Annotated in this window: 21 protein-coding genes; 18 read left to right on the forward strand and 3 right to left on the reverse strand. The window is 67.8% G+C overall.

The window, feature by feature from the left end; all coding sequences use genetic code 11:
- Nucleotides 1-62: 62 nt before the first annotated feature.
- Together LG391_RS07335 and LG391_RS07340 are read left to right on the forward strand one after the other, a co-directional pair.
- Nucleotides 63-1,391 (forward strand): MBOAT family protein, encoded by a 1,329-nt coding sequence (locus LG391_RS07335; protein ID WP_225767316.1) that lies wholly within the window; start codon nucleotides 63-65, stop codon nucleotides 1,389-1,391.
- Entirely contained in the window at nucleotides 1,357-2,361 is a 1,005-nt protein-coding gene (locus tag LG391_RS07340) for a hypothetical protein (RefSeq protein WP_225767317.1), read from the forward strand. Before LG391_RS07335 ends, LG391_RS07340 begins: the two co-directional genes overlap by 35 nt.
- A 95-nt stretch (nucleotides 2,362-2,456) precedes the next feature.
- Here the strand turns inward: LG391_RS07340 and LG391_RS07345 are convergent, their stop codons facing one another.
- Nucleotides 2,457-3,518, reverse strand: coding sequence for a glycosyltransferase (locus tag LG391_RS07345; RefSeq protein ID WP_225767318.1), 1,062 nt, complete (start codon nucleotides 3,516-3,518; stop codon nucleotides 2,457-2,459).
- Nucleotides 3,519-4,349: 831 nt separating this feature from the next.
- Here LG391_RS07345 and LG391_RS07350 point away from each other — a divergent pair.
- The 6 genes from LG391_RS07350 to LG391_RS07375 all read left to right on the forward strand — a co-directional run bounded on the left by LG391_RS07350 (nucleotide 4,350) and on the right by LG391_RS07375 (nucleotide 11,720).
- On the forward strand, nucleotides 4,350-5,288 hold the full coding sequence (locus LG391_RS07350; RefSeq protein WP_225767319.1) for a Wzz/FepE/Etk N-terminal domain-containing protein: 939 nt from the start codon (nucleotides 4,350-4,352) through the stop codon (nucleotides 5,286-5,288).
- Entirely contained in the window at nucleotides 5,285-6,592 is a 1,308-nt protein-coding gene (locus tag LG391_RS07355; RefSeq protein WP_225767320.1) for a hypothetical protein, read from the forward strand. Before LG391_RS07350 ends, LG391_RS07355 begins: the two co-directional genes overlap by 4 nt.
- Before the next feature lie 226 nt (nucleotides 6,593-6,818).
- Complete coding sequence (locus LG391_RS07360; protein ID WP_225767321.1) at nucleotides 6,819-8,099, forward strand: UDP-N-acetylglucosamine 1-carboxyvinyltransferase; 1,281 nt, start codon at nucleotides 6,819-6,821, stop codon at nucleotides 8,097-8,099.
- A gap of 63 nt (nucleotides 8,100-8,162) precedes the next feature.
- Nucleotides 8,163-9,194, forward strand: coding sequence for an NAD-dependent epimerase/dehydratase family protein (locus tag LG391_RS07365; RefSeq protein WP_225767322.1), 1,032 nt, complete (start codon nucleotides 8,163-8,165; stop codon nucleotides 9,192-9,194).
- On the forward strand, nucleotides 9,184-10,200 hold the full coding sequence (gene murB, locus LG391_RS07370; protein ID WP_225767323.1) for a UDP-N-acetylmuramate dehydrogenase: 1,017 nt from the start codon (nucleotides 9,184-9,186) through the stop codon (nucleotides 10,198-10,200). Before LG391_RS07365 ends, murB begins: the two co-directional genes overlap by 11 nt.
- Complete coding sequence (locus LG391_RS07375; protein WP_225767324.1) at nucleotides 10,197-11,720, forward strand: lipopolysaccharide biosynthesis protein; 1,524 nt, start codon at nucleotides 10,197-10,199, stop codon at nucleotides 11,718-11,720. Before murB ends, LG391_RS07375 begins: the two co-directional genes overlap by 4 nt.
- On the opposite strand, the gene LG391_RS07380 is transcribed toward LG391_RS07375, so the two are convergent.
- Complete coding sequence (locus tag LG391_RS07380; RefSeq protein WP_225767325.1) at nucleotides 11,713-12,675, reverse strand: glycosyltransferase family 2 protein; 963 nt, start codon at nucleotides 12,673-12,675, stop codon at nucleotides 11,713-11,715. The genes LG391_RS07375 and LG391_RS07380 overlap by 8 nt on opposite strands.
- 600 nt (nucleotides 12,676-13,275) lie before the next feature.
- Here LG391_RS07380 and LG391_RS07385 point away from each other — a divergent pair.
- From LG391_RS07385 to modC, 5 genes are all read left to right on the forward strand, one after another.
- Nucleotides 13,276-14,175, forward strand: coding sequence for a glycosyltransferase family 2 protein (locus tag LG391_RS07385; protein WP_255646455.1), 900 nt, complete (start codon nucleotides 13,276-13,278; stop codon nucleotides 14,173-14,175).
- A gap of 86 nt (nucleotides 14,176-14,261) precedes the next feature.
- Nucleotides 14,262-15,029, forward strand: a complete 768-nt coding sequence (locus tag LG391_RS07390) for a TIGR00730 family Rossman fold protein (RefSeq protein ID WP_225767327.1) — start codon at nucleotides 14,262-14,264, stop codon at nucleotides 15,027-15,029.
- Nucleotides 15,030-15,141: 112 nt separating this feature from the next.
- On the forward strand, nucleotides 15,142-15,933 hold the full coding sequence (gene modA, locus LG391_RS07395; RefSeq protein ID WP_225767328.1) for a molybdate ABC transporter substrate-binding protein: 792 nt from the start codon (nucleotides 15,142-15,144) through the stop codon (nucleotides 15,931-15,933).
- Between the two features lie 3 nt (nucleotides 15,934-15,936).
- Nucleotides 15,937-16,629 (forward strand): molybdate ABC transporter permease subunit, encoded by a 693-nt coding sequence (gene modB / locus LG391_RS07400; protein WP_225767329.1) that lies wholly within the window; start codon nucleotides 15,937-15,939, stop codon nucleotides 16,627-16,629.
- Nucleotides 16,626-17,753: a molybdenum ABC transporter ATP-binding protein gene (gene modC, locus LG391_RS07405; RefSeq protein WP_225767330.1), complete on the forward strand. Its 1,128-nt coding sequence runs from the start codon at nucleotides 16,626-16,628 to the stop codon at nucleotides 17,751-17,753. The genes modB and modC overlap by 4 nt, the downstream gene beginning before the upstream one ends.
- A gap of 7 nt (nucleotides 17,754-17,760) precedes the next feature.
- Here the strand turns inward: modC and LG391_RS07410 are convergent, their stop codons facing one another.
- Nucleotides 17,761-18,876 carry an HNH endonuclease gene (locus tag LG391_RS07410; protein ID WP_225767331.1) on the reverse strand — a complete coding sequence of 372 codons (1,116 nt, stop codon included), beginning with the start codon at nucleotides 18,874-18,876 and terminating at the stop codon, nucleotides 17,761-17,763.
- Between the two features lie 318 nt (nucleotides 18,877-19,194).
- Here LG391_RS07410 and LG391_RS07415 point away from each other — a divergent pair, with 318 nt between their 5' ends.
- The 5 genes from LG391_RS07415 to LG391_RS07435 are packed head-to-tail and all read left to right on the forward strand — an operon-like array spanning nucleotide 19,195 to nucleotide 22,879.
- On the forward strand, nucleotides 19,195-19,944 hold the full coding sequence (locus LG391_RS07415; RefSeq protein WP_225767332.1) for a GntR family transcriptional regulator: 750 nt from the start codon (nucleotides 19,195-19,197) through the stop codon (nucleotides 19,942-19,944).
- Nucleotide 19,945: 1 nt separating this feature from the next.
- On the forward strand, nucleotides 19,946-21,169 hold the full coding sequence (locus LG391_RS07420; RefSeq protein ID WP_225767333.1) for an FAD-binding oxidoreductase: 1,224 nt from the start codon (nucleotides 19,946-19,948) through the stop codon (nucleotides 21,167-21,169).
- A 7-nt stretch (nucleotides 21,170-21,176) separates the two neighbouring features.
- Nucleotides 21,177-22,181, forward strand: a complete 1,005-nt coding sequence (locus LG391_RS07425) for a 4-hydroxyproline epimerase (RefSeq protein ID WP_225767334.1) — start codon at nucleotides 21,177-21,179, stop codon at nucleotides 22,179-22,181.
- Between the two features lie 53 nt (nucleotides 22,182-22,234).
- Entirely contained in the window at nucleotides 22,235-22,603 is a 369-nt protein-coding gene (locus LG391_RS07430; protein WP_225767335.1) for a DUF423 domain-containing protein, read from the forward strand.
- A gap of 45 nt (nucleotides 22,604-22,648) precedes the next feature.
- Nucleotides 22,649-22,879, forward strand: coding sequence for a sulfurtransferase TusA family protein (locus LG391_RS07435; RefSeq protein ID WP_225767336.1), 231 nt, complete (start codon nucleotides 22,649-22,651; stop codon nucleotides 22,877-22,879).

Consider the following 22,879-nt stretch of genomic DNA (forward strand, 5'->3'; position numbering starts at 1 on the left):
GTGCATTCTTCTTCATCTCGCGGCGGCTCGGGCTTTCGATCCTCAGCGTCCCGGTCCTGCTGGTGGCGTCCGTCGCCTTCTACGGCTGGTGGTCGATCGGGTACCTGCCGCTGCTGCTGGGCTCGATCCTCTTCAACTTCGTGGTCGGCATGGGGCTGGTCCGCCGCCCCAGCCGCGCCCTGCTGGCGCTCGGGGTCGGCGTCGACCTGCTGCTCCTGGGCTACTTCAAATACGCGGTGTTCGCCCAAGGGGTGGTGAACGACCTTCTGGCGGCGCAGTGGCCGGCGCTGTCGATCATCCTGCCCATCGGCATCTCATTCTACACCTTCACCCAGATCGCCTTCCTGGTCGACGCCTACCACGGCAAGGTGGACGACAGGGATCCGCTCGCCTACGCCCTGTTCGTCACCTTCTTTCCCCATCTGATCGCGGGGCCGATCCTGCACCACAAGGAGATGACGGTGCAGTTCGCGGCGCTGCCCCGCCTGCGGATCGGCAGCGACGACATTGCCGTGGGCGTCACCATGTTCGCCTTCGGCCTGTTCAAGAAGACCGTGTTGGCGGATTCCCTCGCTCTGCACGCGTCGCCGGTGTTCGAGCAGGCGGCGGCGGGTCACGCGCCGAGCTTCTTCGCGGCCTGGACGGCGACGCTCGGCTACACCCTGCAGCTCTATTTCGACTTCTCCGGCTATTCCGACATGGCGATCGGCTTGGCCCGGCTGTTCGGCATCCGCATGCCGGAGAACTTCAATTCTCCCTACAAGGCCCGGTCGATCGCCGATTTCTGGCAGCGCTGGCACATGACCCTGTCGCGTTTCCTGCGCGACTATCTCTACATTCCGCTCGGCGGCAACCGCCGGGGCAAGGCCCGCAGCTACGTCAACGCCTTCATCACCATGCTGCTGGGCGGCATCTGGCACGGCGCGGGCTGGCAGTTCATCCTCTGGGGAGCGCTGCACGGCGCCTACATCGTGGTGGCGCGCCTGTTCTCCGATTGGGCCCGGCCGCGCGGCATCCGGCTGCCGGCCGCCCTGGCCGCCGCGCTAACGTTCCTGGCCGTCATCCTCGCCTGGGTGCCGTTCCGGGCGCCGGATCTCGCCGCCGCGGGATCGGTCTACACCGGCCTGCTCGGCCTGAACGGCGTCGGCGCGCCATCGCTGCAGGCCGTGGCGTTGATCGCGGTCGGCCTCGCCATCGTCTGGGGGCTGCCGAATACGCAGCAGATCCTGGCCCGCTTCCGTCCCACCCTGGCCGCCGTCGCGGTCGCCCCGGCGCGCGGACCGCTGCTGTGGCGCCTGGGGCCTGCCCATGCCGTCGCCCTCGCCGCGGTCCTCGTCGCAGTGGTGCTCTTCGCCAATGACGTCTCCGAATTCATCTACTTCCAGTTCTGAGAGCGGCGGCCGCTATCTCGCGGTCTCCCTCGGCCTGGCCGCGGTGCTTCTGGGCGCGTTGTGCCTGCTCTCGATCAAGGTCAAGTGGTTCTCCGACCTACCCGACTACGCGCCCCTGCTCGCCTACCAGTTGGAGAAGCTGGATCGAAGCGCGGGGTTCGACACCGTGTTCGTCGGCGACAGCTCGCTCGGCAACGCCATCGATACGGAGACGTTCGACCGGCTGACCGGCCGCCGGTCGGTCAATCTGGCCCTGACCGGGCTGTTCGGCTATGCCGGCAGCTACAACATGATCCGGCGAGCGGTCGAGAAGGAGCCCGGGCTGCGGACGGTGGTCATCGTCCAGGCCGCCGACATGATGTCCCGCACCGACGATCTGCGCGGCTATGTCCTGTCGACGCCGCGGGTGCTGGATCCCGACCTGCCGGAAACCCTGCGGTGGCCGATGGCCCGGGCGTGGATCGGCGAGCTCCTCGACTGGCAGACGCTGAAGACCGCGATCCGGGCGCCGGTCCTGCGGCTCCTCTCCCGCCCGGTCCGGGACATCGTGATCGAGAACGACTATGTGAAGCAGGCCTCCAAGCGTGCCCCCTTCGGCCCTCCCCTGACGGCCGGGGATATCGTTCCCGGCAAACTCGACTTCCTGCAACGGATCGCGGAGCTGTGCCGCGCGCGGAACCTGACCTGCGTCTACGCGCACGGTCCGGTCGCTGCCGAGCTGCTCGGCCCGTCACGTGATTTCTTCAGGGAAGCCGACCGGCTGATCGAATCGACCGGGCTGCCGCTGGCCGCGCCGGAGCCGGTGCCGCTCGCATCCGAGCACATCGGCGATACGCAGAATCACGCAGCGCCGGCCTACAAGGCTGCGATGACGGCCACCTATGCGGCGATGCTGCGCCCGTTCATCGAAGCGGCCCGACCCCAGCAGGCGGAACAGGCGGCCCGGACCGCGGCCGAGCCGAAACCGTAGGCGGCCCGGACCGCGGCCGAGCCGAAACCGTAGGCGGCCCGGACCGCGGCCGAGCCGAAACCGTAGGCGCCCCGCCGGCGGCCGTGCCCGTAGGCTCATTCCCCCGCGGGCAAGGCGACCTGGCCGCTTTCGGTTGCCTGCCGTGCTCTTCGACGCTCCCGGCGATCCTTGGCTTCATACCAACGCGTCACCAGGTACCGCAGGAAACGGCCCTGAAGGCGGCTGCCGGCAAGCCGCGTCACCTTGAACAGACCGAATAGAGCCAGGGGAACCGTTAGGAAGCGTGATGCGAGAGACCTCCGGAACAACGCATCGGCCTCGTCGCTCCGGCCGGCGATCGCCAGCTCGGTCGCGCAAAGCGCCAGGATCCTGCTGCTCTCCCGATTCAGAAGGATCGACATCAGGGCTTCGAAACGGCCCGCATCGACGGGATCCGGTTCGTTCCGGCACCGGGCCTCATAGCAATGGACCGCGAGGTTCGACAGCAGGACCTGGGCGGCCCGCCGGTCCGGGCGCCCCCCTCCGACGCCGTCGAGGCGGACGAAGCGCGTGTAGAGAATCTCGGGGACGATATGAAAGCCGGTCCGCTCGGACATCCGCAGCCACAGATCCCGGTCCTGCGCCAACCGGAAGAAAGGCCGGTAGCCGCCGACGGCATCGTAGACCTGCTTTCGGAACATCACCTCGCCATGCATCAGGAAATTCGCTTCCGCGAGCTGCCGGCCGGCATCGGGGCCGACCTTCGGCATGTGCACCGTCGAGTAGTTCCGCAGCAGGTTGCGGTTCTCGACGTAGCATCCGACCACTCCGACATCCGGCCGTTCCGCCAGGACGGCGAGTTGGCGCGCGATACGATCGGGATGCGAGATGTCTCCGGAGCCGTGGATGGCAATGATGTCCCCCCTGGCCATCTCGATCCCCTTGCGGATCGAGCCGACGAAGCCCTGGTTCTGGTGCCGGATCACGGTCAGGCGTTCATCGTCGAAGGCCCGCAACCGGTCATAGGTCTCGTCGGTGGACCCGTCGTCGACGGCGATGATCTCGATATCGCGGTGGGTCTGCGACAGCAGGCTTCCGATGGAGTCTGCCACGAGATCGCCGCGGTTGTAGTAGACGGTCACGATGGAGACGAGGGTTTGCACCGGCTTTCCTTCCATCGTCACCTCTCCGCCTGAAACCGCTCAGCGAGAGATAGCTTCATGTCCGTGTCGCGCATTGCGGGCTCTTTCCGGGCAGAGGGATTCTGTCGTCAGCGCCCCTCCGCCGACGTTGAAGCGACATGCCGATCGGCTGTCAATAGATCGGGCCGGCAATTCTTGGGGAGGGACCGACCGAAGCCCTTCCCCCAAGCGCCAGCACGCTTCGGAATATTTTCGCCTTTGCTCGCCGCGGTATCCGCACCCCCTCCCTCCAAATCGCCGAGACGACGCTTCCCCGAAAACCGCAGAACCTGCGATGCGGAAACAATGACCGAAACGGGGAAACATCTGGCGCGCAGCATATCCGCCCCGAGCGCCGATCGATCGGCACAAAGCGCCCGTGGAGCGGCGCTTCCGGTCGAACGGCAAAAACTTCGAGGCCTTGACATCACACAGATCCGGGGGTTGATACGCGGCGATGCTTGTTTCGGTCCATGCGATGTCTACGAACCCCGGGAGATAACGCCATGAACCCTCATTGTCGGGCACCGGGGCACCGGGGCCGCCGTGGTCAGGAGCAGCGACAGGCTCGATGGCTCACCGGAACGCCGTTGCGTCAAACAGGCTCCGCCGTCGCCCCCATGCAGCCGGGAGATCGCTTCCGTCGACGCACCGGCGGTCGTATCGAATCGACGGTCCCGGGGTATGCGACGGGTCAGCCTGGGCGCCAGGGCGGGAATGGCGGAGGTGACTCGGCAGGACTCTCATGCGCCCGGAGGTCCGCCCGGGCTGCCGGGATGAGGGCACGCAGCCGATGCTGAGCAACGAGGGGAAAGGCCGGGATCGCCCATGATGTTGAGAAATGTCACCGCTGACGGGAATGAAATGCCACCTCCCCCTCATGGCGGGATCCAGATGGAGAGCAAAAAAATTCTAAATATCCCCATTAAAGAATTTCGCATCCTCATCGCCGTCACATCCATTATCTGGATACTGACCGCCGTTTATCTGGCAACGGCCACGCCGAAGTACACAGCTTCGATTACGATCGGATCGGCGGCGCTGGACAATCAGGGATCGGCGCCATCGGGCATATCATCGCTCGGGCTTTCCTTGCCGATATCGTTCGGCACGCCGAGCAAGCCCACCGACAAGTACATCTACATCATCTCGACGCCGAGTTTTGCCAAGCGGCTCATGGAGCGGGGCGACTTCGCAAAGCTGATCTTCGCCGACCGGTGGGACGGGAAGGAATGGACCGCGCCCAAGGGTATCACCAATACGGTCTCGATGTGGCTGAGGGAACTGTTCGGCTACCAGGCATGGGCCCCGCCGGACGAGAATGACGTCTCGAAATACCTGAACAACAATCTTGTCCTGCGGCCTGACACGAGCACCGACTTCGTCGAAATCTCCTTCGACCACAGCGACCCCAAGATCGCGGCACAGGTGCTGGAGATCATCACCAACGAAGGCGACCGTTACCTCAAGGAAGCCAATGAAGAAGCCTATCAGTCGCAAGTAGACTTCATCCTGAGAAGGATTCAGGAATCCGGGAACCTCGAAGTCACCAATGCGCTCCGCTCCTATCTGATGAACGTCGTCCTCAACAAGACGCTGATCGACGAAAGCACGAAGTATGCCGTTCGCGTCTGGGGAACGACGAGCGTTTCGAGCCTTCCCACCAAACCTCCCGTCCTCCTCGCGGCTCTTCTCGGATTCATCCTGGGGCCGATCTTGGCCTTCTCGATCATCTTCTTTGGTCGCTGGATCAAATCCGGCCGATGACGATGCGTCACATCGACAGCTCAGGTGCGGCGCAGCGATCACGCCGGGAGACGGCAGCGATCGATTTCACCGTTATCGCCTTGTTCATCGCGATTATCCTCGGCCTTGGAAATTCGATTGCCATTCTGGCACCCCAGTTGGCTCTGCTATTTATTCTCACTCTGTTCGTAATAAGAGATGCCATTAACAAAAACTTTAATATCAATATGAATTATGGTTCACTTTGCCTTCTATTTGCCATTCTGGCATCGATGATTGTTTCCACTTTTAATTCATTCTCAGACGCATCATCCGCCGCGCTTATCCAAATTAAGTATGCAATGACTTTTTTGTCGACATTGTATATTGTCTGGATATTTCACCATTGTCTATCCAACAACATACTGAGCGGCTCGGCCGTCATCAAGGCTGCGATATATGCTTTTGCGGTATACAATGTCGCAAAGCTCATCACGAATGCCCTGATAGCATTTGAAATTTTACAGATTACACTTCTTGATAGCGCCATTCGACAGACGCTCGGAACCACCTTTGTTCGAAGCAGCCTGATTTTTGGACTCATACGGATCAACTTCCCTCCCGACTTTGGGATTCCTATCATACTATTTTGCACTCTGACCGCACCGAAGCTCAACATCAATATATCGAGATTTGCTCAAATCGCCTTTACAATACTGCTTATTATTTCTGCCATCATTGCCTATTCGCGCTATATCTGGGCCGCTACGTTCATAGCAGTGCTCTTTGCGACTCTCATCGTCGGAAGGCGGCTGTTTTTTGCGTTCTCCGTCATCACCATCCTGATGGTCGGCGCCGCCGCCACCAATCAGGCTATTGTTGAGGCCGTCGAATATCGCTTCTTCTCCCAAGCTGTCGAGCAATCCGACAGCATCAGGGAGAATCAGCAATTTGCGTTGACCGAATCTCTCATCGAGGCGCCTTTCGGCAAAGGCTTGGCGACTTACGTTCCTTGGCTGGTTCGATCAAAGAACTCTCCATACAGCTACGAGCTGCAAATCCTGGCGACCGCCATGCAGTTTGGCCTGATTGGAATACTTCCCGTTCTGTTATTTATGATAAGCCTTATTTCGACAGTCAGATCCAAAGACGTTCTGGTCTGCACGGCAGTCTATATGACCTATTTCTGCTGGGTGATGACCGGATTCACCAACCCATCCCTAATCGGCCGCGCTGCCGCGATGGTGTTCGTGGTCTTCATCTGCGTAGCCCGTCTGTCTCCTCAACTGGAGTGGTCTTCAGCCAAGACGCGGGGCGTGGATGCACCTGTCCGCGGAGCCGGTTGAGGGGCCCGCCCGGCCGGGCGGGCACCGGACGGGAGCGGAGCGGACCGGGCGCTATCGGAAACGCGCCGTGGCCCGGCAGTCGGGACAACACCGGCGCCCTTGTCGGGAACGATGCTACCGCATTGCGACAGAACCGGGATTCATGCTCTTTTGCGACGCCACAATGCGGCCGGTTTTGTGCGATGTCATGCGCGGCCAGCATGGCGGATGGCTCGGGAGTTGGGGGATGATCAGAGAAAGTGCGGCATATGCGGTCCGGCCCTCGCGGCTGGAAGGCAGCGTCACCGTCAGCGGCGCCAAGAACAGCGCCTTGCGCCTTCTGGCCGCATCCCTGCTGACGGCCGAGGACGTCCATCTGACGAATTTCCCCTCCGCCCTGCTGGACGCGCAGATCCATGCTGAGATGCTGAAGGTCCTGGGGAAGACCTGCACGGTCAGCGAGACGGAGATCGTGATCCGCGAGTCGGCACCGCCCTCCTCCACCCTCGACTGGCCGGGGCGGTCCATCCGCAACACGCTCCTGATCCTGGGGGCCCTGACGGCCCGCACCGGGGCCGGCGCGGTGCCGCTTCCCGGCGGCTGCAGCATCGGCGAGACCGGCGACCGCAAATACGATCTCCACGTCATGCTGCTGGAGCGGCTGGGCGCCCGGGTCTACCAGGACGGATCGATGCTGTGCGCCGAGGCGCCGCGCGGCCTGGTCGGCACCGACATCCACCTTCCGATCCGGTCGACCGGCGCCACCGAGAACGCGATCATCTGCGGGTCGCTGGCCAGGGGCGTGACCACGATCTGGAACCCGCATATCCGGCCGGAGATCATCGACCTCATCAAGTTCCTGCGCTCGATGGGTGCCGATATCGAGGTCCTGGGCCAGCAGAGCATCGTGGTCCGCGGCCGCGACGGGCTGACCGGCACCCGGTACGACGTCCTGCCCGACAATGTCGAGGCGCTGACCTGGCTGATGGCCTCGGTGATCACGCGCGGCGACGTCGAGATCCGCAACTTCCCGATGGTGGATCTCGAGGTGCCCCTGATCTTCCTGCGCGAAAGCGGCGCCAAGTTCTACACCGGGCCGGACGGCATCATCGTCCGCGGCGGCACCCCCTATCCGGTGGAGATCAGCACCGGGCCCTATCCCGGCATCAATTCGGACATGCAGCCGCTCTTCGCCGTCTACGGCGCCTGCGCCAAGGGAGAATCCCGGCTGATCGACCTCCGCTTCCCCGGCCGCTATCAATACGCCGCCGAGCTGGCCAAGATGGGGGTCGAAAGCGAGGTCTCGGGCAACCTCCTCAAGGTGATGGGCGGCCGTCCCCTGAAGGGCGCCCGGGTCCGCGCCGCCGACCTGCGCGCCGGCGCCGCCCTGGTCCTGGCGGGCCTGGTGGCCGACGGAGAGACCATGATCGAGGATGCGTGGCAGATCGATCGGGGCTATTGCAATCTGATCGAGAAGATGTCCGCCCTGGGCGGGCGCGTCACCGTGCCGGAGCCGGTGGCCGGCTGAGCCGCCGGGCTTGAGCATGCATCATCGGCCGGCCGGCCGACGCACGGGAAGAAAGGCGACGTCATGGCCATCCTGGTGACAGGAGCCGCGGGATTCATCGGATTCCATACCGCGAAGGCCTTGCTCGACCGCGGCGAGGAGGTCGTCGGCATCGACAGCCTGAACGACTATTACGATCCGAAGCTCAAGTCGGACAGGCTGGCCCTGCTGACGGGTCGGCCGGGCTTCACCTTCCACCAGGCCGACATCGCCGACCGGTCGGCGATGGAGGCGCTGGCGGCGGGGTGGACGGGCATCCGCCGGATCGTCCATCTCGCGGCGCAGGCCGGCGTCCGCCATTCGATGGTCAATCCCTACGCCTATACCCGCTCCAACGTCGAAGGCCATCTGGTGATGCTGGAGACGGCGCGGCGGCTGGAGGTGGAGCACTTCGTCTATGCCAGCTCGTCCTCGGTCTACGGGGCCAACCGCAAGGTCCCGTTCTCGACCGAGGACCGCACGGACACGCCGATGTCGCTCTATGCGGCCACCAAGAAGGCCAACGAGCTGATGGCGCACACCTACAGCCATCTCTACCGGCTTCCCGCCACCGGCCTGCGGTTCTTCACGGTCTACGGCCCCTGGGGCAGGCCGGACATGGCGCTGTTCATCTTCACCAAGGCCATCCTGGAAGGCCGGCCCATCAAGGTCTTCAACCACGGCGAGATGCGCCGCGACTTCACCTATGTCGACGACATCGTCCGCGGCGTCCTCGCCGTCCTCGATGCCCCGCCGGGAGAAGCGGCGGCCCCTCCGCACCGGATCTACAACATCGGCAATCACCGCTCCGAGAACCTGATGCGGCTGATCGGCCTGATCGAGGCCGCGGTCGGACGGAAGGCGGTCTGCGAGTTCCTGCCGATGCAGCCGGGCGAGGTGCCGGAGACCTATGCCGACATCGAATCGATCGCGCGCGACATCGGCTTCCGGCCGACGACGACGATCGACGAAGGCGTGCCGCGCTTCGTCTCGTGGTACCGGGAGTATTTCTCCGTTCCCGCGCCGGATGCCGGCACCGGAACGGCGGCCGGGCGGAACCATGCCCATGTACGCTGACGGCGTGACCGGATCGGGCCGGGCCATGCCCGTCGGCCTGTCCGCGGCGCTGGACCGGCTCTGTCCCGGCCGCGTCCGGCGATCCGTCTCCCTGGCCGGGATCTCCCGCTGGAAGGTGGGCGGTCCCGCCGACCTTCTGGTGGAGCCGCAATCGGCCGAAGAAATCTCGGGCGTCCTGCGGCTCTGCCGGTCGGCCGGGGTGCCGCTCCTGGTCGTCGGCGACACCAGCAACCTGCTGTTCGCCGACGAGGGCTTCCGGGGCGTCATGATGCAGATCGGGCGGCGCATGGCCGCCGTCTCGATCACCGGCACCACCGTGACCGCCCAGGCCGGGGTGTGGATGCCCTATCTCGCCGCGACCGTGGGCCGTGCCGGGCTGTCGGGCATCGAGCATACGGCCGGCATTCCGGGCACGCTGGGCGGCCTCGTGATGATGAACGGCGGCAGCCAGCGCCGCGGCATCGGCGAGCATGTCAGCCGGGTCTGGACGATCGACGAGCGGGGCGAGGCCGCCATCCTCGGCCAGGCGGACTGCCGCTTCGCCTACCGCCGCTCGGCGATGCAGGACCGCTTCGTGGTGATCACGGCGGCGGAGCTGGTGCTCGAACGCGGCGACGCGCGGTCCATCCGGCGGACGATCATCGACATCATGGCGTCGCGGCGCCGCAAGTTCCCTCTGAAGCTGCCGAACTGCGGTTCGGTCTTCCTGAGCGACCCGGCGATGTACGCGACCGTCGGCCCGCCGGGGCACGCCATCGAGCAGGCGGGGCTGAAGGGGTTGCGGGCCGGCCAGGCGCAGATCTCCCCCGTCCACGCCAACTTCATCGTCAATCTCGGGGGCGCGACGGCGCGGGACATCCTGACGCTGATCGGCATCGCGCGCAGCACGGTCTTCGACCGCACCGGCTTCTGGCTGAACTGCGAGGTCCGCCATGTCGGGCCGGACGGGACCCTGCGGCCGGCGCACGAGGTCGCGGCAACGGATCGGGCGGAACAAACGTCATGAGCAGCCCCGGGCCGTCTGCCGGCAAGACCCTGAGCGAGCGCACGCTGGGCGGGATGCTCTGGATGGGCGGCGCGTCGGCGGCGCAGATGGTCATGCAGATCATCTGCCTGGCGGTTCTCGCCAGGCTGCTGACGCCCGCCGATTTCGGCATCGCCGCGGCGTCCAACGTCATCATCGCCTTCTCGATGCTGTTCTCCGACCTGGCGCTGGGCCCCGCGCTGATCCAGCGCGATTCGCTGACCGGCAGGCATGTGCGGACGGCGTTCACCGCAAGCACGCTGCTGGGCCTGCTGCTGTGCCTCGCGATCTATCTCCTGTCCGGGCCGATCGCCGGCTTCTTCCGCCTGCCGCAGGTGGAGCCGGTGACCCAGCTGCTCGGGGTCGTCTTCATCTGGCAGGGGCTGTCGACCGTCTCCGAGAATCTCCTCTCCAGGCATCTGCAGTTCCGGCGCCTCGCCGCGATCAAGATCGTCTCCTATATCCTCGGCTATGGCGCGATCTCGATCGTGATGGCGTATCTCGGCTGGGGATACTGGTCTCTGGCGGGCGGGTTCATCGGCCAGAGCCTGATCAACATGCTGCTGGTGATGGCGCTGGCCAGGCACGATGTCCGGCCCCTGCTGCACCTGGACTCGCTGATGGATCTGGCGCGGTTCGGCAGCGGCCTGTCGCTGGGCCGGATCATCAACTACCTGGCCCTGAACGGCGACAAGCTCGTCATCGGGCGGCTGATCGGCGGCGACGCGCTGGGGCTGTATGACCGCGCCTACAAGCTCGCCTCGCTGCCGGGCAGCCTGTACGAGATGGCGGCGTCCAAGGTCGCCCTGTCGTCCTTGTCGCGCGTACAGAACGAGCCGCAGCGGCTGCGGGCGGCCTATCGGCGGGGCATCGAGCTGACGGCCCTGATCGGCGTGCCGATGACGGCGCTGATGATCGTGCTGGCGCCGCAGATCATCGACGTCCTGCTCGGGCCGCAATGGCACCACACGGTGCTGCCCTTCATCATCCTGTCCGTATCCACCTTCTCGCGCCTGTCGTACCGGGTCAGCAACTCCGTCCTGTTCGCGCGGGGGCGGGTCTATACCTTCGTCCTGGTCCAGATCGCCTATGCCGCGATCGTGATCGGCGGCTCCTGGCTGGCGGCGCCCCACGGCATCACCGGCGTCGCCGCGGTCGTGACGGTCGCGATCACCCTGAACAGCATCGTGCTCGCCGGCCTGACGCTGCGCATGACCGGGATGGGTATCGGGGCGTTCCTGATGGCGCATCTGCCGGGATGCCTGATGGCGCTGGTCTTCGCCGGCATCGCCGGGGCCGTCGTGCTCGCCGTCGGTCAGGCCCTGCCCCCGGCCGCGGTGCTGGGCCTCGCCGGCGTCGCCGTCGCGGCGGCCGTCGCGGTGGTGCTGGCCGTGCCCAGCCGGGTGCTGTGGGGTGAGGACGGGCTGTGGCTGCGGGCCAAGTGCCTGGCCGTCTTCAAGGGCCGGGCGGCGGGGAACGCGCCGCTGCCCGCGGTCAAGTGACCAGGATCTGGCCCAGGGATTTCTGCCACTTCGACTTGATCAGCCCGCTGCGGATCAGGAACGCCTTCCGGCTGAGGCTCGGCATCGTCTTGATCTCGGAATAGGCCTTCACGAGCCGGCGCTGCTCCGGACGCATCCTGTCGCCGTAGAGAGCATGGAAGGCCGCGGCCTGGTCGATCGTTTTCTGCACCGAGCGGACGGCGGCCTCGCCGGCCAGGACGTCGACGAACTGGGCATAGATGGCGCCGAGGGACCAGCGCTTGGCACCGATGCTGTTGCCGCCGTGCTGGCGATACAGGATGGTCCGTTCGTCCAGAGGAACGACCGTGCCGAAGCAGGCCGCGGCCAGGGCGATCCACCAGTCGTGCATGATCGCCCGGTCCGGGATGGTGCCGACCAGGGTCAGCAGGGGCCGGTTGATCATCGCCGTGCAGCCCGTGACGCTGTTCTCGACCAGCATCTTCCGCAGCGACACCCGCTCCGGGCGGAGCTCCTGCGAGCGCCACATCGAATCCGCCACGGCCTTCAGGTCCCGGTCGACGACCCGGAGGTCCGTGTGGACCAGGACCGGCCTGTCCCGGCCGTGCGAAGCCTCCAGGGACCGCATCGCCCGCAGGGTCAGTTCCACCTTGTTGGGCAGCCAGACATCGTCCTGGTCGCAGAACATCACATAGGGCGCCGTGGCCCTGGCCATCAGCCGGGAGAAGTTGGCGCGCGCCCCATGCTCGGCCGCCGTGGCGAAGTCGTGGACCTCGAGGGACCGGAACCTGCCCCGATACCGCTCCACGACCTGGCGGGTGCCGTCCGCGGAGCCGTCGTCGCCGACGATGACGTTGATCCTGTCGTGGCTCTGGCCCAGCAGCGAGTCCAGCAGGTCGGGCAGGAATTGCTCGCCATTGTAGGTCGCCACCAGCACGTCGACTTCGGGCAGATCACTCTGAGCCGGGGAATCCATGAGCTTCTTCCGATCCAATCCGAACGGTCCGCCGCCGCGGCGTCCGCGTGCCCACCGAGACCGGGATGCCGTCCCGGCCAGCCTCTGAATGGACGAGGCATGCCAAAATACACGCATCCCCCGCGGATGCCATCCCGGGCAAGCGGCTGCGGCACGCACCGTCGCCGGCGATTCCCAAGGGATCATTGTTGCCGCTCATGCGTTTGCTCGTTGCTTGCGACTGGTGCGCAGTGGGGGAATCGGACACATGAGCGTGTTCACCAGCAGCGGCGGGATGCGCCGCCGATCGCCGGAGCGGCCTCGACATCCCGCTGCCGGGGATTCCGGGCGTGCGCGGCTCTGCCGCCGCGATCCGATCACGGCGGCGCCTCCATGCGGTCACGATCGTCCGTTAGTGGTGCGGGATCGAGCTTGCTGGCCCCATCCCGGGCGCTGCCGGAAGCTTTGAACCTCTCTAGGAATGATTTGCGACTGGATCGAGATGCAAAGTTGCCGCTATGATATTGCATTGCACAATGGAGCGAGCCGGGCATGACCCCTTTCGGCGGAGACGTTGCTTTGCCTGAGGCGGGACCGACGATCCCCGAGGATCGCGTCGCCTTGGTCATCCCCACGCTGAACGCGGCGAAGCATCTCGACGCCCTGCTGCCGGCGCTGCAGGCGCAATCGTTCCAGCCGGGGACCTTCCTCGTCATCGATTCCAGCTCGACCGACGACACGACGGCGCGGTTCCGGGCCGGCGGCGCCGAGGTCGTGGTGATCCCGAGGTCGCAGTTCGACCATGGCGGCACCCGCCAGCGCGCCGTCAACCGCCTGTCGCCGCGGATCGAGGTGGTCGTCTTCCTGACCCAGGACGCGGTGCCGGCCGACAGCGAGACCATCGCCCGCATCGTCGAGGCCTTTGCCGATCCCGAGGTCGGCGTCGCCTTCGGCCGGCAGCTGCCGCATCACGGCGCCGGGGCGATCGAGGCCCACGCCCGGCTGTTCAACTATCCGCCCGAGAGCGCCGTCCTGCGCCCGCAGGACGCCGTCGGCGCCGGGATCAAGGCGACCTTCTGCTCCAACTCCTTCGCCGCCTACCGCCGGCGGGCGCTGGAGATGGTCGGCGGCTTCCCCTCCGGCACCATCTTCGGCGAGGACGCCGCGGTGACCGGCCGGATGCTGCTGTCGGGCTGGGCCAAGGCCTATGTCGCCGAGGCCAGGGTCCACCATTCGCACAGCTACAGCATCGGCGAGGAGTTCCGCCGCTACTTCGATGTCGGCGTCATGCACGCCCGCTCCCCCTGGCTGCTGGACCGTTTCGGCAAGGCCGAGGGCGAGGGCAAGCGCTTCGTGCAGTCCGAGCTGCGCCACCTGGCCCGGCACCAGCCCTTGGCGATCCCGTCGGCCATCCTGCGCAGCGCGATCAAGCTGGCCGCCTATCACTGCGGCCGCCGCGAGGCCCGGATCCCGCGCCCGCTGAAGCGCCGCATCAGCCTGAACCGCCGCTACTGGGCCTGACCGGGCGCGGGGCGCCGCGCTGCCGCACGCCCGGTGTGGCACAGGCTCCCCTTCCCGGCCGGGCCGGGATCTGCTTTAGAGGGGCGATGAGCAAGCCAGCCCCCAACCCGTCCAACGCGGCGCAGATGGCGTCGCCCTCCTACCGCCTGCCGGAGCTCGACCAGGACTTCCTGCTCGGCGATTCCATGCGCGGCGTGCGCCTGATGCTGGAATACGCCAAGGCCGAGGAATCGCTGCGGGCCTGGGGCGTGCGCTCCACCATCGTCGTCTTCGGCAGCGCCCGCGCCACCGAGGACGGGCCCGGCCGCCACGGCCACTGGTACGCCCAGGCGCGCGAGTTCGGCCGCATCGCCTCCGAGCGCGGCGGCGCCCTGACCGACCATGGCGGCCTGCGCGACAACGTCATCGCCACCGGCGGCGGCCCCGGCATCATGGAGGCGGCGAACCGCGGCGCGGCCGAGGCCGGCGCGCCGACCATCGGCTACAACATCACCCTGCCGCATGAGCAGGAGCCGAACGCCTGGTCCACCCCGGCGCTGACCTTCCGCTTCCACTATTTCGCCATGCGCAAGATGCACCTGGCGATGCGGGCCAATGCGCTGGTGGTGTTCCCCGGCGGCTTCGGCACCTTCGACGAGCTGTTCGAGCTCCTGACCCTGCGCCAGACCGGCAAGTCGTCGCCCCTGCCGATCGTGCTGTTCGACGAGGCCTATTGGCGCGCCGTGATCGGCTTCGACGCGCTGGTCGAGCACGGCATGATCGACGCCCGAGACCTGGAGCTGTTCCGCTTCGCTGACAGCGCCGAGGAGCTCTGGTCGATCCTGGCCGAGCAGGGGCTGAAGCGGCGGTCCTGACCCGCTCCGGTCCGCGGCCTTTAGCGAAATGTTTGCCCGGATATAACGGCGCGGTAAGATCGCGCCGGCAGGCCGGCCGTCGCCGGGCCGCAACCGAACGGGGAACAGGACGATGCGGATCACACGACGCGGCTGGCTCGGCGCGCTGCTGGCCGGGATGCTGGGGGCGGCCGTCGGCTTCGGCGCGCCGGCGGGCGCCAAGGCGCAGGACGTCACGGTGTTCGCCGCCGCCAGCCTGAAGGACGCGCTGGACGCCATCAACGCCCAGTGGCAGGCCGACGCCGGGCACAAGGCGACGATCTCCTACGCCGCCAGCTCGGCCCTGGCGAAGCAGATCGAGGCCGGGGCGCCGGCCGACGTCTTCATCTCGGCCGATCTCGACTGGATGAACTATCTGGCCGACCGCAAGCTGATCAAGCCGGAGACGCGCTCGACCCTCCTGGGCAACCGCATCGTGCTGGTGGCGCCGAAGGATTCGGCCGTGCAGCTGACCATCGCGCCGAATTTCGAGCTGGCCAAGGCGCTGGGCGACGGCCATCTGGCCATGGCCGACGTCAAGGCGGTGCCGGCCGGCAAATACGGCCAGGCGGCGCTGGAAAAGCTGGGCGTCTGGTCCTCGGTCCAGGGCAAGGTGGCCCAGGCCGAGAACGTCCGCGCCACCCTGGCGCTGGTGTCGCGCGGCGAGGCCCCGCTGGGCATCGTCTACCAGACCGACGCCGCGGCCGATCCGGGGGTCAAGGTCGTCGGCACTTTCCCGGCCGACAGCCATCCGCCGATCCTGTACCCGGTCGCCGTGCTGGCGGGCAACAACAAGCCCGAGGCCCAGGCCTTCGTCGACTACCTGAAATCCTCCGCCGCGAAGCCGCTGTTCGAGAAGCAGGGCTTCACGGTGGTGGCGCCGTAGCCGGTGTTCGACTTCACCCCCGACGAGCTGACTGCGATCCTCTTGAGCCTGAAGGTCTCGCTCTGGGCCATGGCCGTCAGCCTGCCGCTCGGCGTGCTGGTCGCCCTGGCCCTGGCGCGCGGCCGGTTCTGGGGCAAATCGGTCCTGAACGGCGTGGTCCATCTGCCGCTGGTGCTGCCGCCGGTCGTGACCGGCTACATCCTGCTGCTGCTGTTCGGCAAGATGGGGCCGATCGGCTCCGTCCTGGCCCAGATCGGCATCGTCTTCTCCTTCCGCTGGACCGGCGCCGCGCTGGCCGCCGGGGTGATGGGCTTCCCGCTGATGGTCCGCGCCATCCGCCTGTCGATCGAGGCGGTGGACCGCCGGCTGGAGGCCGCGGCCGGCACGCTGGGCGCCTCGCCGGCCTGGGTGTTCCTGACCGTCACCCTGCCGCTGATCCTGCCCGGGGGGATCGCCGGCGCGATCCTGTCCTTCGCCAAGGCGATGGGCGAGTTCGGCGCCACCATCACCTTCGTCTCCAACATCCCGGGCCAGACCCAGACCCTGCCCTCGGCGATCTACACCTTCACCCAGGTGCCGGGCGGCGACCTCGGCGCGCTGCGCCTGACCCTGGTCTCGGTCGTCATCTCGATGGCCGCCCTGCTCGCCTCCGAGCTGATGGCCCGGCGCGCCGGCGTGCGGGTGCACGCGACATGAGCCTCGAGGTCGAGATCCGCCACCGCCAGGGCGATTTCGCGCTGGACATCGGCTTCCGCAGCGAGGGCCGGCTGACCGCGCTGTTCGGCCGCTCCGGCGCCGGCAAGACCTCGGTGGTCAACGTCATCGCCGGGCTGGTGCGGCCGCAGCAGGGCCGGGTGGTGGTCGACGGCCGCACGCTGGTCGACACCGGACGCGGCGTGGTCCTGCCGCCGCATCGCCGCCGCATCGGCTATGTCTTCCAGGAGGGCCGGCTGTTCCCGCATCTGGCGGTGCGGCACAACCTGCTCTATGGCCGCTGGTTCACGCCGAAGGCCGAGCGCGGCGCCGAGTTCGGCCGCGTCGTCGAGCTGCTCGGCATCGACCATCTGCTCGACCGCCGGCCGGCGCTGCTGTCGGGCGGCGAGAAGCAGCGCGTGGCGATCGGCCGGGCCCTTCTGGCCAGCCCGCGCCTGCTGCTGATGGACGAGCCGCTGGCCTCGCTGGACGAGGCGCGCAAGGCCGAGATCCTGCCCTATGTCGAGCGGCTGCGCGACGAGGCGCGGATCCCGATCGTCTATGTCAGCCACGCCATCGGCGAGGTGGCGCGGCTGGCCACCACCCTGGTGGTGCTGGCCGACGGGCGGGTAACGGCGTCCGGGCCGGTGGCCGAGGTGATGGGCCGGGCCGACCTGTTCCCGCGGGCCGAGGCCGGCGCGGTGCTGGAGGCGGCGGTCGAGGACCATGACGACCGCTGGCAGCTGACCCGGCTGCGCGTCGCCGCCGGCTTCCTGACCGTGCCGCGGCTCGAGCTGCCGGCCGGCAGCAAGGTCCGCATCCGCATCCGAGCCCGCGACGTGATGCTGGCCACCCGCCCGCCGGACCATCTGAGCGCGCTGAACGTGCTACCGGCGACGGTGGCGGACATCGCGCCCGGCGACGGCCCGACCGCCGACATCCGCCTGGACTGCGCCGGCGACGGCCTCCTGGCCCGGCTGACCCGGCGCTCGATCGAGGCGCTGGAGCTGGCGCCGGGCCGGCCGGTGCATGCGGTGATCAAGAGCGTCGCCTTCGACCGCCACACCGTCGGGGGCGCCCTGCGCGGCGGCCCGAACGGGGCGGATGCCGATCTCGAGGGCGGCTGAGGTGCTGTCAGTTTCTCAGCTCTTCGTGCAGCTCCCGTAGTGCGGCCCGGAGCGCATCGGATGCATCCAGGATATCGAGGACGCTGATCCCTCCCTTCGGCCGCCCGACCCGCCACATCTTCGGCGTCTCGTAAGCAACGGCTCCGGGTATCCCTGCGGCGAGGGTCTCGGCAAAGCCGCGGAACCGGGACTTTTCCTCGCCGATGTCCCACGGCACCTGAACGCCCCCACCGGCTTCGATGCCCAGCACGCTGAGAGTCCGGCCGCCCACGCTCATCTTGACCAACAGAACATCCTTGAGCGTCCAGAAAACCTGGAGATCCCTGCAATCGTCCAGAAGCTCCAGCAGCCGCTTCAAGGACGCTCCCGAAGCCCGCTCCAGGCCGGCCAACCACTCGGCGTGTCCCTCCACCGTTCCGGCCGCCGGCCTCGGTCCAGCCGTGACACGGGTGGCCCGGACGGCCCGAGCGGTGCCTGCCGGTGACGCAGTGTGCTGCCTTGAGGCCACGAGCCGCATCAGCCCGTCCCAGCCGTCAACGACCGGCGCACGCATCCTGGGATCGACCAGCCCCACCTCCTCGATCAGCCAGACGCTCCTCCCGAAGTTGCAGGCCTGACAAGTCGTCAGGAGGTTCATCGGATCATTGCTGCCACCCTTGGCATGAGGCACCAGGTGATCGATCGTGGCGGTCAGGGCAAAGAAGGCCGCATGCTGATCCGGATTGTTCCTCCCCCAACGGATGGCACCCGGTATCCTCGCCTCAATGGCCGGCCGTACCGTCGGCAGCACGACCCGGCATTCACAGAAGCGGCAGCGATACCCGTCGCGCGCGCAGATCGCGGCCTGGACCGACCGGCCCGGCATTCGCTGCACCACTCGCGTGACTGGGTCCGCCGGGCCCACCACCGGCCGATGCTGGTGGATCTCTTCATCGAGGCGCCCCATGATCCGCGATGCCCAATTATGGATCGCGGCGATATCCGCCCGCTGGATGCAATCGCGAGCGAGACCTTCGTTCCCCGCCAGCAAGGCATCCGCGGCTTCGCTCAGCAGATCGACGGCTTCATCCAGCTCCGGAATCGGCGCCAGAAGACAACGGCGAAGCTCCCTGATCTCGTTCATGACGCATATCCTTCCTGGTCAGGGCATTCTCGGCCGAACGGCTGGCACCCTCTCGACCCAGTATGAGCGCCGACCGTGGAAGCGTCTTCATCATTGACAATCGATATATTCGAACGAATATATCGAACAGGCCATCGGGCACTCCCCGCAGCCTCCCAGGCCGCGCCCGGTCCCGTCCCAAGCCCGGCGCGCGGCCCAGCCTTCCGGGGCGGCGGTCCTTCCGCCGCCCTTTTTTCTGGTGTACCGAGGTTTGTCGACAAACTGCATCCTGCCAGCCTATCATTCAGTGCTGACTGAAGATGCTGGGAAGGGCACGCCTTGGCACGCACGGCGAAGGTACGGGAGAACGGCGAGGCACGGCCGCGCGGCGGCGGGGTCGCCAAGGTCTACGAGGCGTTGAAGCACGATATCCTCGACCTGGTGCTGGCCCCCGGCTCCGCCCTCGACGAGACCCGCATCGCCGAGCGCTTCGGCCTGTCGCGCACGCCGATCCGTGAGGCGCTGGTGCGGCTGGCCGCCGACGGGCTGGTCGCCACCCTGCCGAACCGCAACACCATCGTCGCGCCGATCGACTTCTCCGCCCTGCCCGCCCATTTCGACGCGCTGACGCTGATGCACCGGGTCACCACCCGGCTGGCGGCGCTGCGCCGCACGGCCAGGGACCTGGACGAGATCCGCGTCCACCAGGCCGCCTTCGGCCGGGCGGTGGCGGCGGCCGACGCGATCGGCATGTCCGACGCCAACCGCGACTTCCACCTGGCGATCGCCCGCGCCGGCCGCAACCGCTACTACACCGAGCTGTTCGGTCGGCTGCTGGACGAGGGCCGGCGGCTGAACCGGATCTATTACGCCAGCTTCGACGACCACCTGCCGGCCGAGTTCGTGGCCGAGCACGAGGCGATCATCCGGGCCATCGTCGACCGAGACGCCGACCGCGCCGACAGCCTGGCCCGCGCCCATGCCGGGCAGGTGGTGCGCCAGATCCAGGGCTTCCTGGCCAGCGGCGTGGGCGGCGACGTCGCCCTCGACCCTACGGCCGAGCCCACCCAGCCCGCGTTGCCGGCCTGAGATGGCCGCGATCGCCATCATCGGCGGGGGCGTGATCGGCTGCGCCGCGGCGGCCTGGCTGGCGGCCGACGGGCACGAGGTCACGGTGTTCGAGCGCCGGCCGGAGGACCGCCACGCCTCCGCCGGCAATGCCGGCCTGCTGGCCTTCCCCGAGATCACGCCGCTGGCCCGGCCCGGCGTGCTGCGATCAGTGCCGCGCTGGCTGATGGACCCGCTGGGCCCCCTCGCCCTGCGCTGGCGCGACCTGCCGGCGCTGACGCCCTGGCTGCTGCGCTTCCTGGCCGCGGCCAGGGCGGAGCAGGTGGAGCGGTCGACCGCCGCCCTGGGCGGGCTGATGCGCTCGGCACTCGAGGACCATCACGAACTGGCCCGCCGCGCCGGCCTGTCGGGCCATCTGCGCCAGACCGGGGCGATCGACCTCTACGACACCGAGGCCAGCTTCCGCGCCGCCCTGCCGGAGTGGGAGCTGCGCCGCCGCCTGGGCGGCCACGACTTCAAGCCGCTGACGCCGGACCAGGCGCGCGAGCTGGTGCCGGACCTGAACGGCGGTTTCGCCCGCGCCGTGCTGTGCCGGGCCTATTGGATGGTCGACAGCCCTCTCGGCGTGCTGCAGGGGCTGCGCCGCACCCTGGGCGACCGACTGGTCACCGGCGCTGTCGCCGCCGTCGAGCCCGGCGCGGACGGCATCACCGTCCGGCTGGCCGACGGCTCGTCCCGCGCCTTCGACAAGGTGGTGGTCTCCGCCGGTGTCTGGTCGCGCGACATCGTCCGCGGCCTCGGCCTCAAGATGCCGCTGGAAACCGAGCGCGGCTACAACACCACGATCCCGGAGGCGCCGGTGCGCCTGCCGATGCCGGTGGTCTTCGCCGATCACGGCTTCGTCGCCTCGCCTTTGGCCGACGGCCTGCGCATCGGCGGGGCGGTCGAGTTGGCGGCGGTGGACGCGCCGGCCAACCTCGACCGCGCCCGGGCGCTGCGGCGGAAGGCCAGGGCCTACCTGCCCGCGATCCCGGAGACCGGCGGCACGGAATGGATGGGCTGCCGCCCCTCCACCCCCGACAGCCTGCCGGTGATCGGGCCGGATCCGCGCGACCGGCGCATCGTCCTGGCCTTCGGCCACGGCCATCTCGGCCTGACCCTGTCGGCCACCACCGCCCGTCTCGCCGCCGGCCTCCTCTCCGGCACCCCCGCCCCCGCCGCCTTCGGCATCGACCGCTTCCAGTGAGCACGCCATGAGCAAGAGCAGCTTCTTCTGCATCGACGCCCACACCTGCGGCAACCCGGTCCGTGTCGTCGCCGGCGGCGCCCCGCCGCTGAAGGGCGCGACCATGAGCGAGAAGCGCCAGCACTTCATCGCCGAATTCGACTGGATCCGCACCGGGCTGATGTTCGAGCCGCGCGGCCATGACGTGATGTCGGGGTCGATCCTCTACGCCCCGAACCGGGACGACGCCGACGCCGCCATCCTGTTCATCGAGACCTCGGGCTGCCTGCCGATGTGCGGCCACGGCACCATCGGCACGGTGACGGTGATGGTTGAGGAAGGGCTGGTGCGGCCGAAGCAGCCGGGCCGGCTGCGCCTCGAGGTGCCGGCCGGCATCGTCGATGCGGAGTATGAGCAGGACGCCGCCGGCCACGTCACCTCGGTGCGCATCCGCAACGTGCCGTCCTTCCTGTACAAGGAGAAGCTGGGCTTCGAGGTGCCGGGCTTCGGGCCGCTGGTGGCCGACATCGCCTATGGCGGCAACTTCTACGCCATCATCGAGCCGCAGCCGGGCTATGCCGACCTGGAGGATCTCTCGGCCGGCGAGATCCAGCGCCTGTCGCCGATCGTCCGCCAGGTGGTGAACGAGCGTTTCGACATGGTGCATCCGGAGGACCCGACCATCCGCGGCCTGCGCCATGTGCAGTGGACCGGCCGGCCGAAGCACCCGGAGGCGCATGCCCGCAACGCCGTGTTCTACGGCGAGAAGGCGATCGACCGGTCGCCCTGCGGCACCGGCACCTCGGCCCGCATGGCCCAGCTGGCGGCGCGCGGCCAGCTGAAGTCCGGCGACGCCTTCGTGCATGAGAGCATCATCGGCAGTCTGTTCCACGGCCGGGTCGAGGGCACGGCCAAAGTGGGACCGTTTGACGCGATCATCCCCTCGATCGCCGGCCAGGCCTGGCTGACCGGCTACAACACCATCTTCCTCGACGACCGCGACCCCTTCGTCCGCGGCTTCACGGTCATGTGACGGCGCCGCCCGGCCCGCTACTGTGGTCCCCGGACGACTCGCGGGAGATGGGGATGATCGACCGGGTGCTTCTGATCGGGGCCGGGCTGCACGGCATGGTGGCGGTGGCGATGGGCGCCTTCGCCGCGCATGCCATGGCCGGGGCGGCGCCGGAGCGGCTGGGCTGGGTGCACACCGGGTCGCAGTACCAGCTGGTCCATGCCGCGGCCCTGCTGGCCCTGGCCCTGCTGGGCGCGCCGGGGGCGCTGCGCTGGGCCGGCTGGGCCTTTCTGGTGGGCGCCGCGATCTTCTCCGGCGCGCTCTACCTGATGGCCTTCGGCGCGCCGCGCTGGTTCGGCGCCATCACCCCGATCGGCGGCGTGCTGATGATCCTGGGCTGGGGCCTGGCCGTGCTGGCCGCCTTCCGCCTGGCGGAAAGCTGATGCGCCAAGCGTTGGCCGGGGCCGCCGCCCGCGCTAGGGTTCGCCATGGCTGATTTGGATCTCGACGCGCGCGACCTGATCTGCCCGATGCCGGTCCTGAAGGCGCGCAAGGCACTGCAGGGTCTGGCGCCGGGCCAGGTGCTGGACGTGCTGGCCACCGACGCCGCCGCGCGCAAGGACTTCCCGGCCTTCTGCGACGCCACCGGCCATGTCCTGGTCGCGATGACCGAGGAGGCCGGCGGCGTCACCCGCTACAGCATCCGCAAGGCAGGATAG

Origin of the sequence: Inquilinus sp. Marseille-Q2685 (assembly GCF_916619195.1) — a bacterium.
Classification (GTDB): domain Bacteria; phylum Pseudomonadota; class Alphaproteobacteria; order DSM-16000; family Inquilinaceae; genus Inquilinus.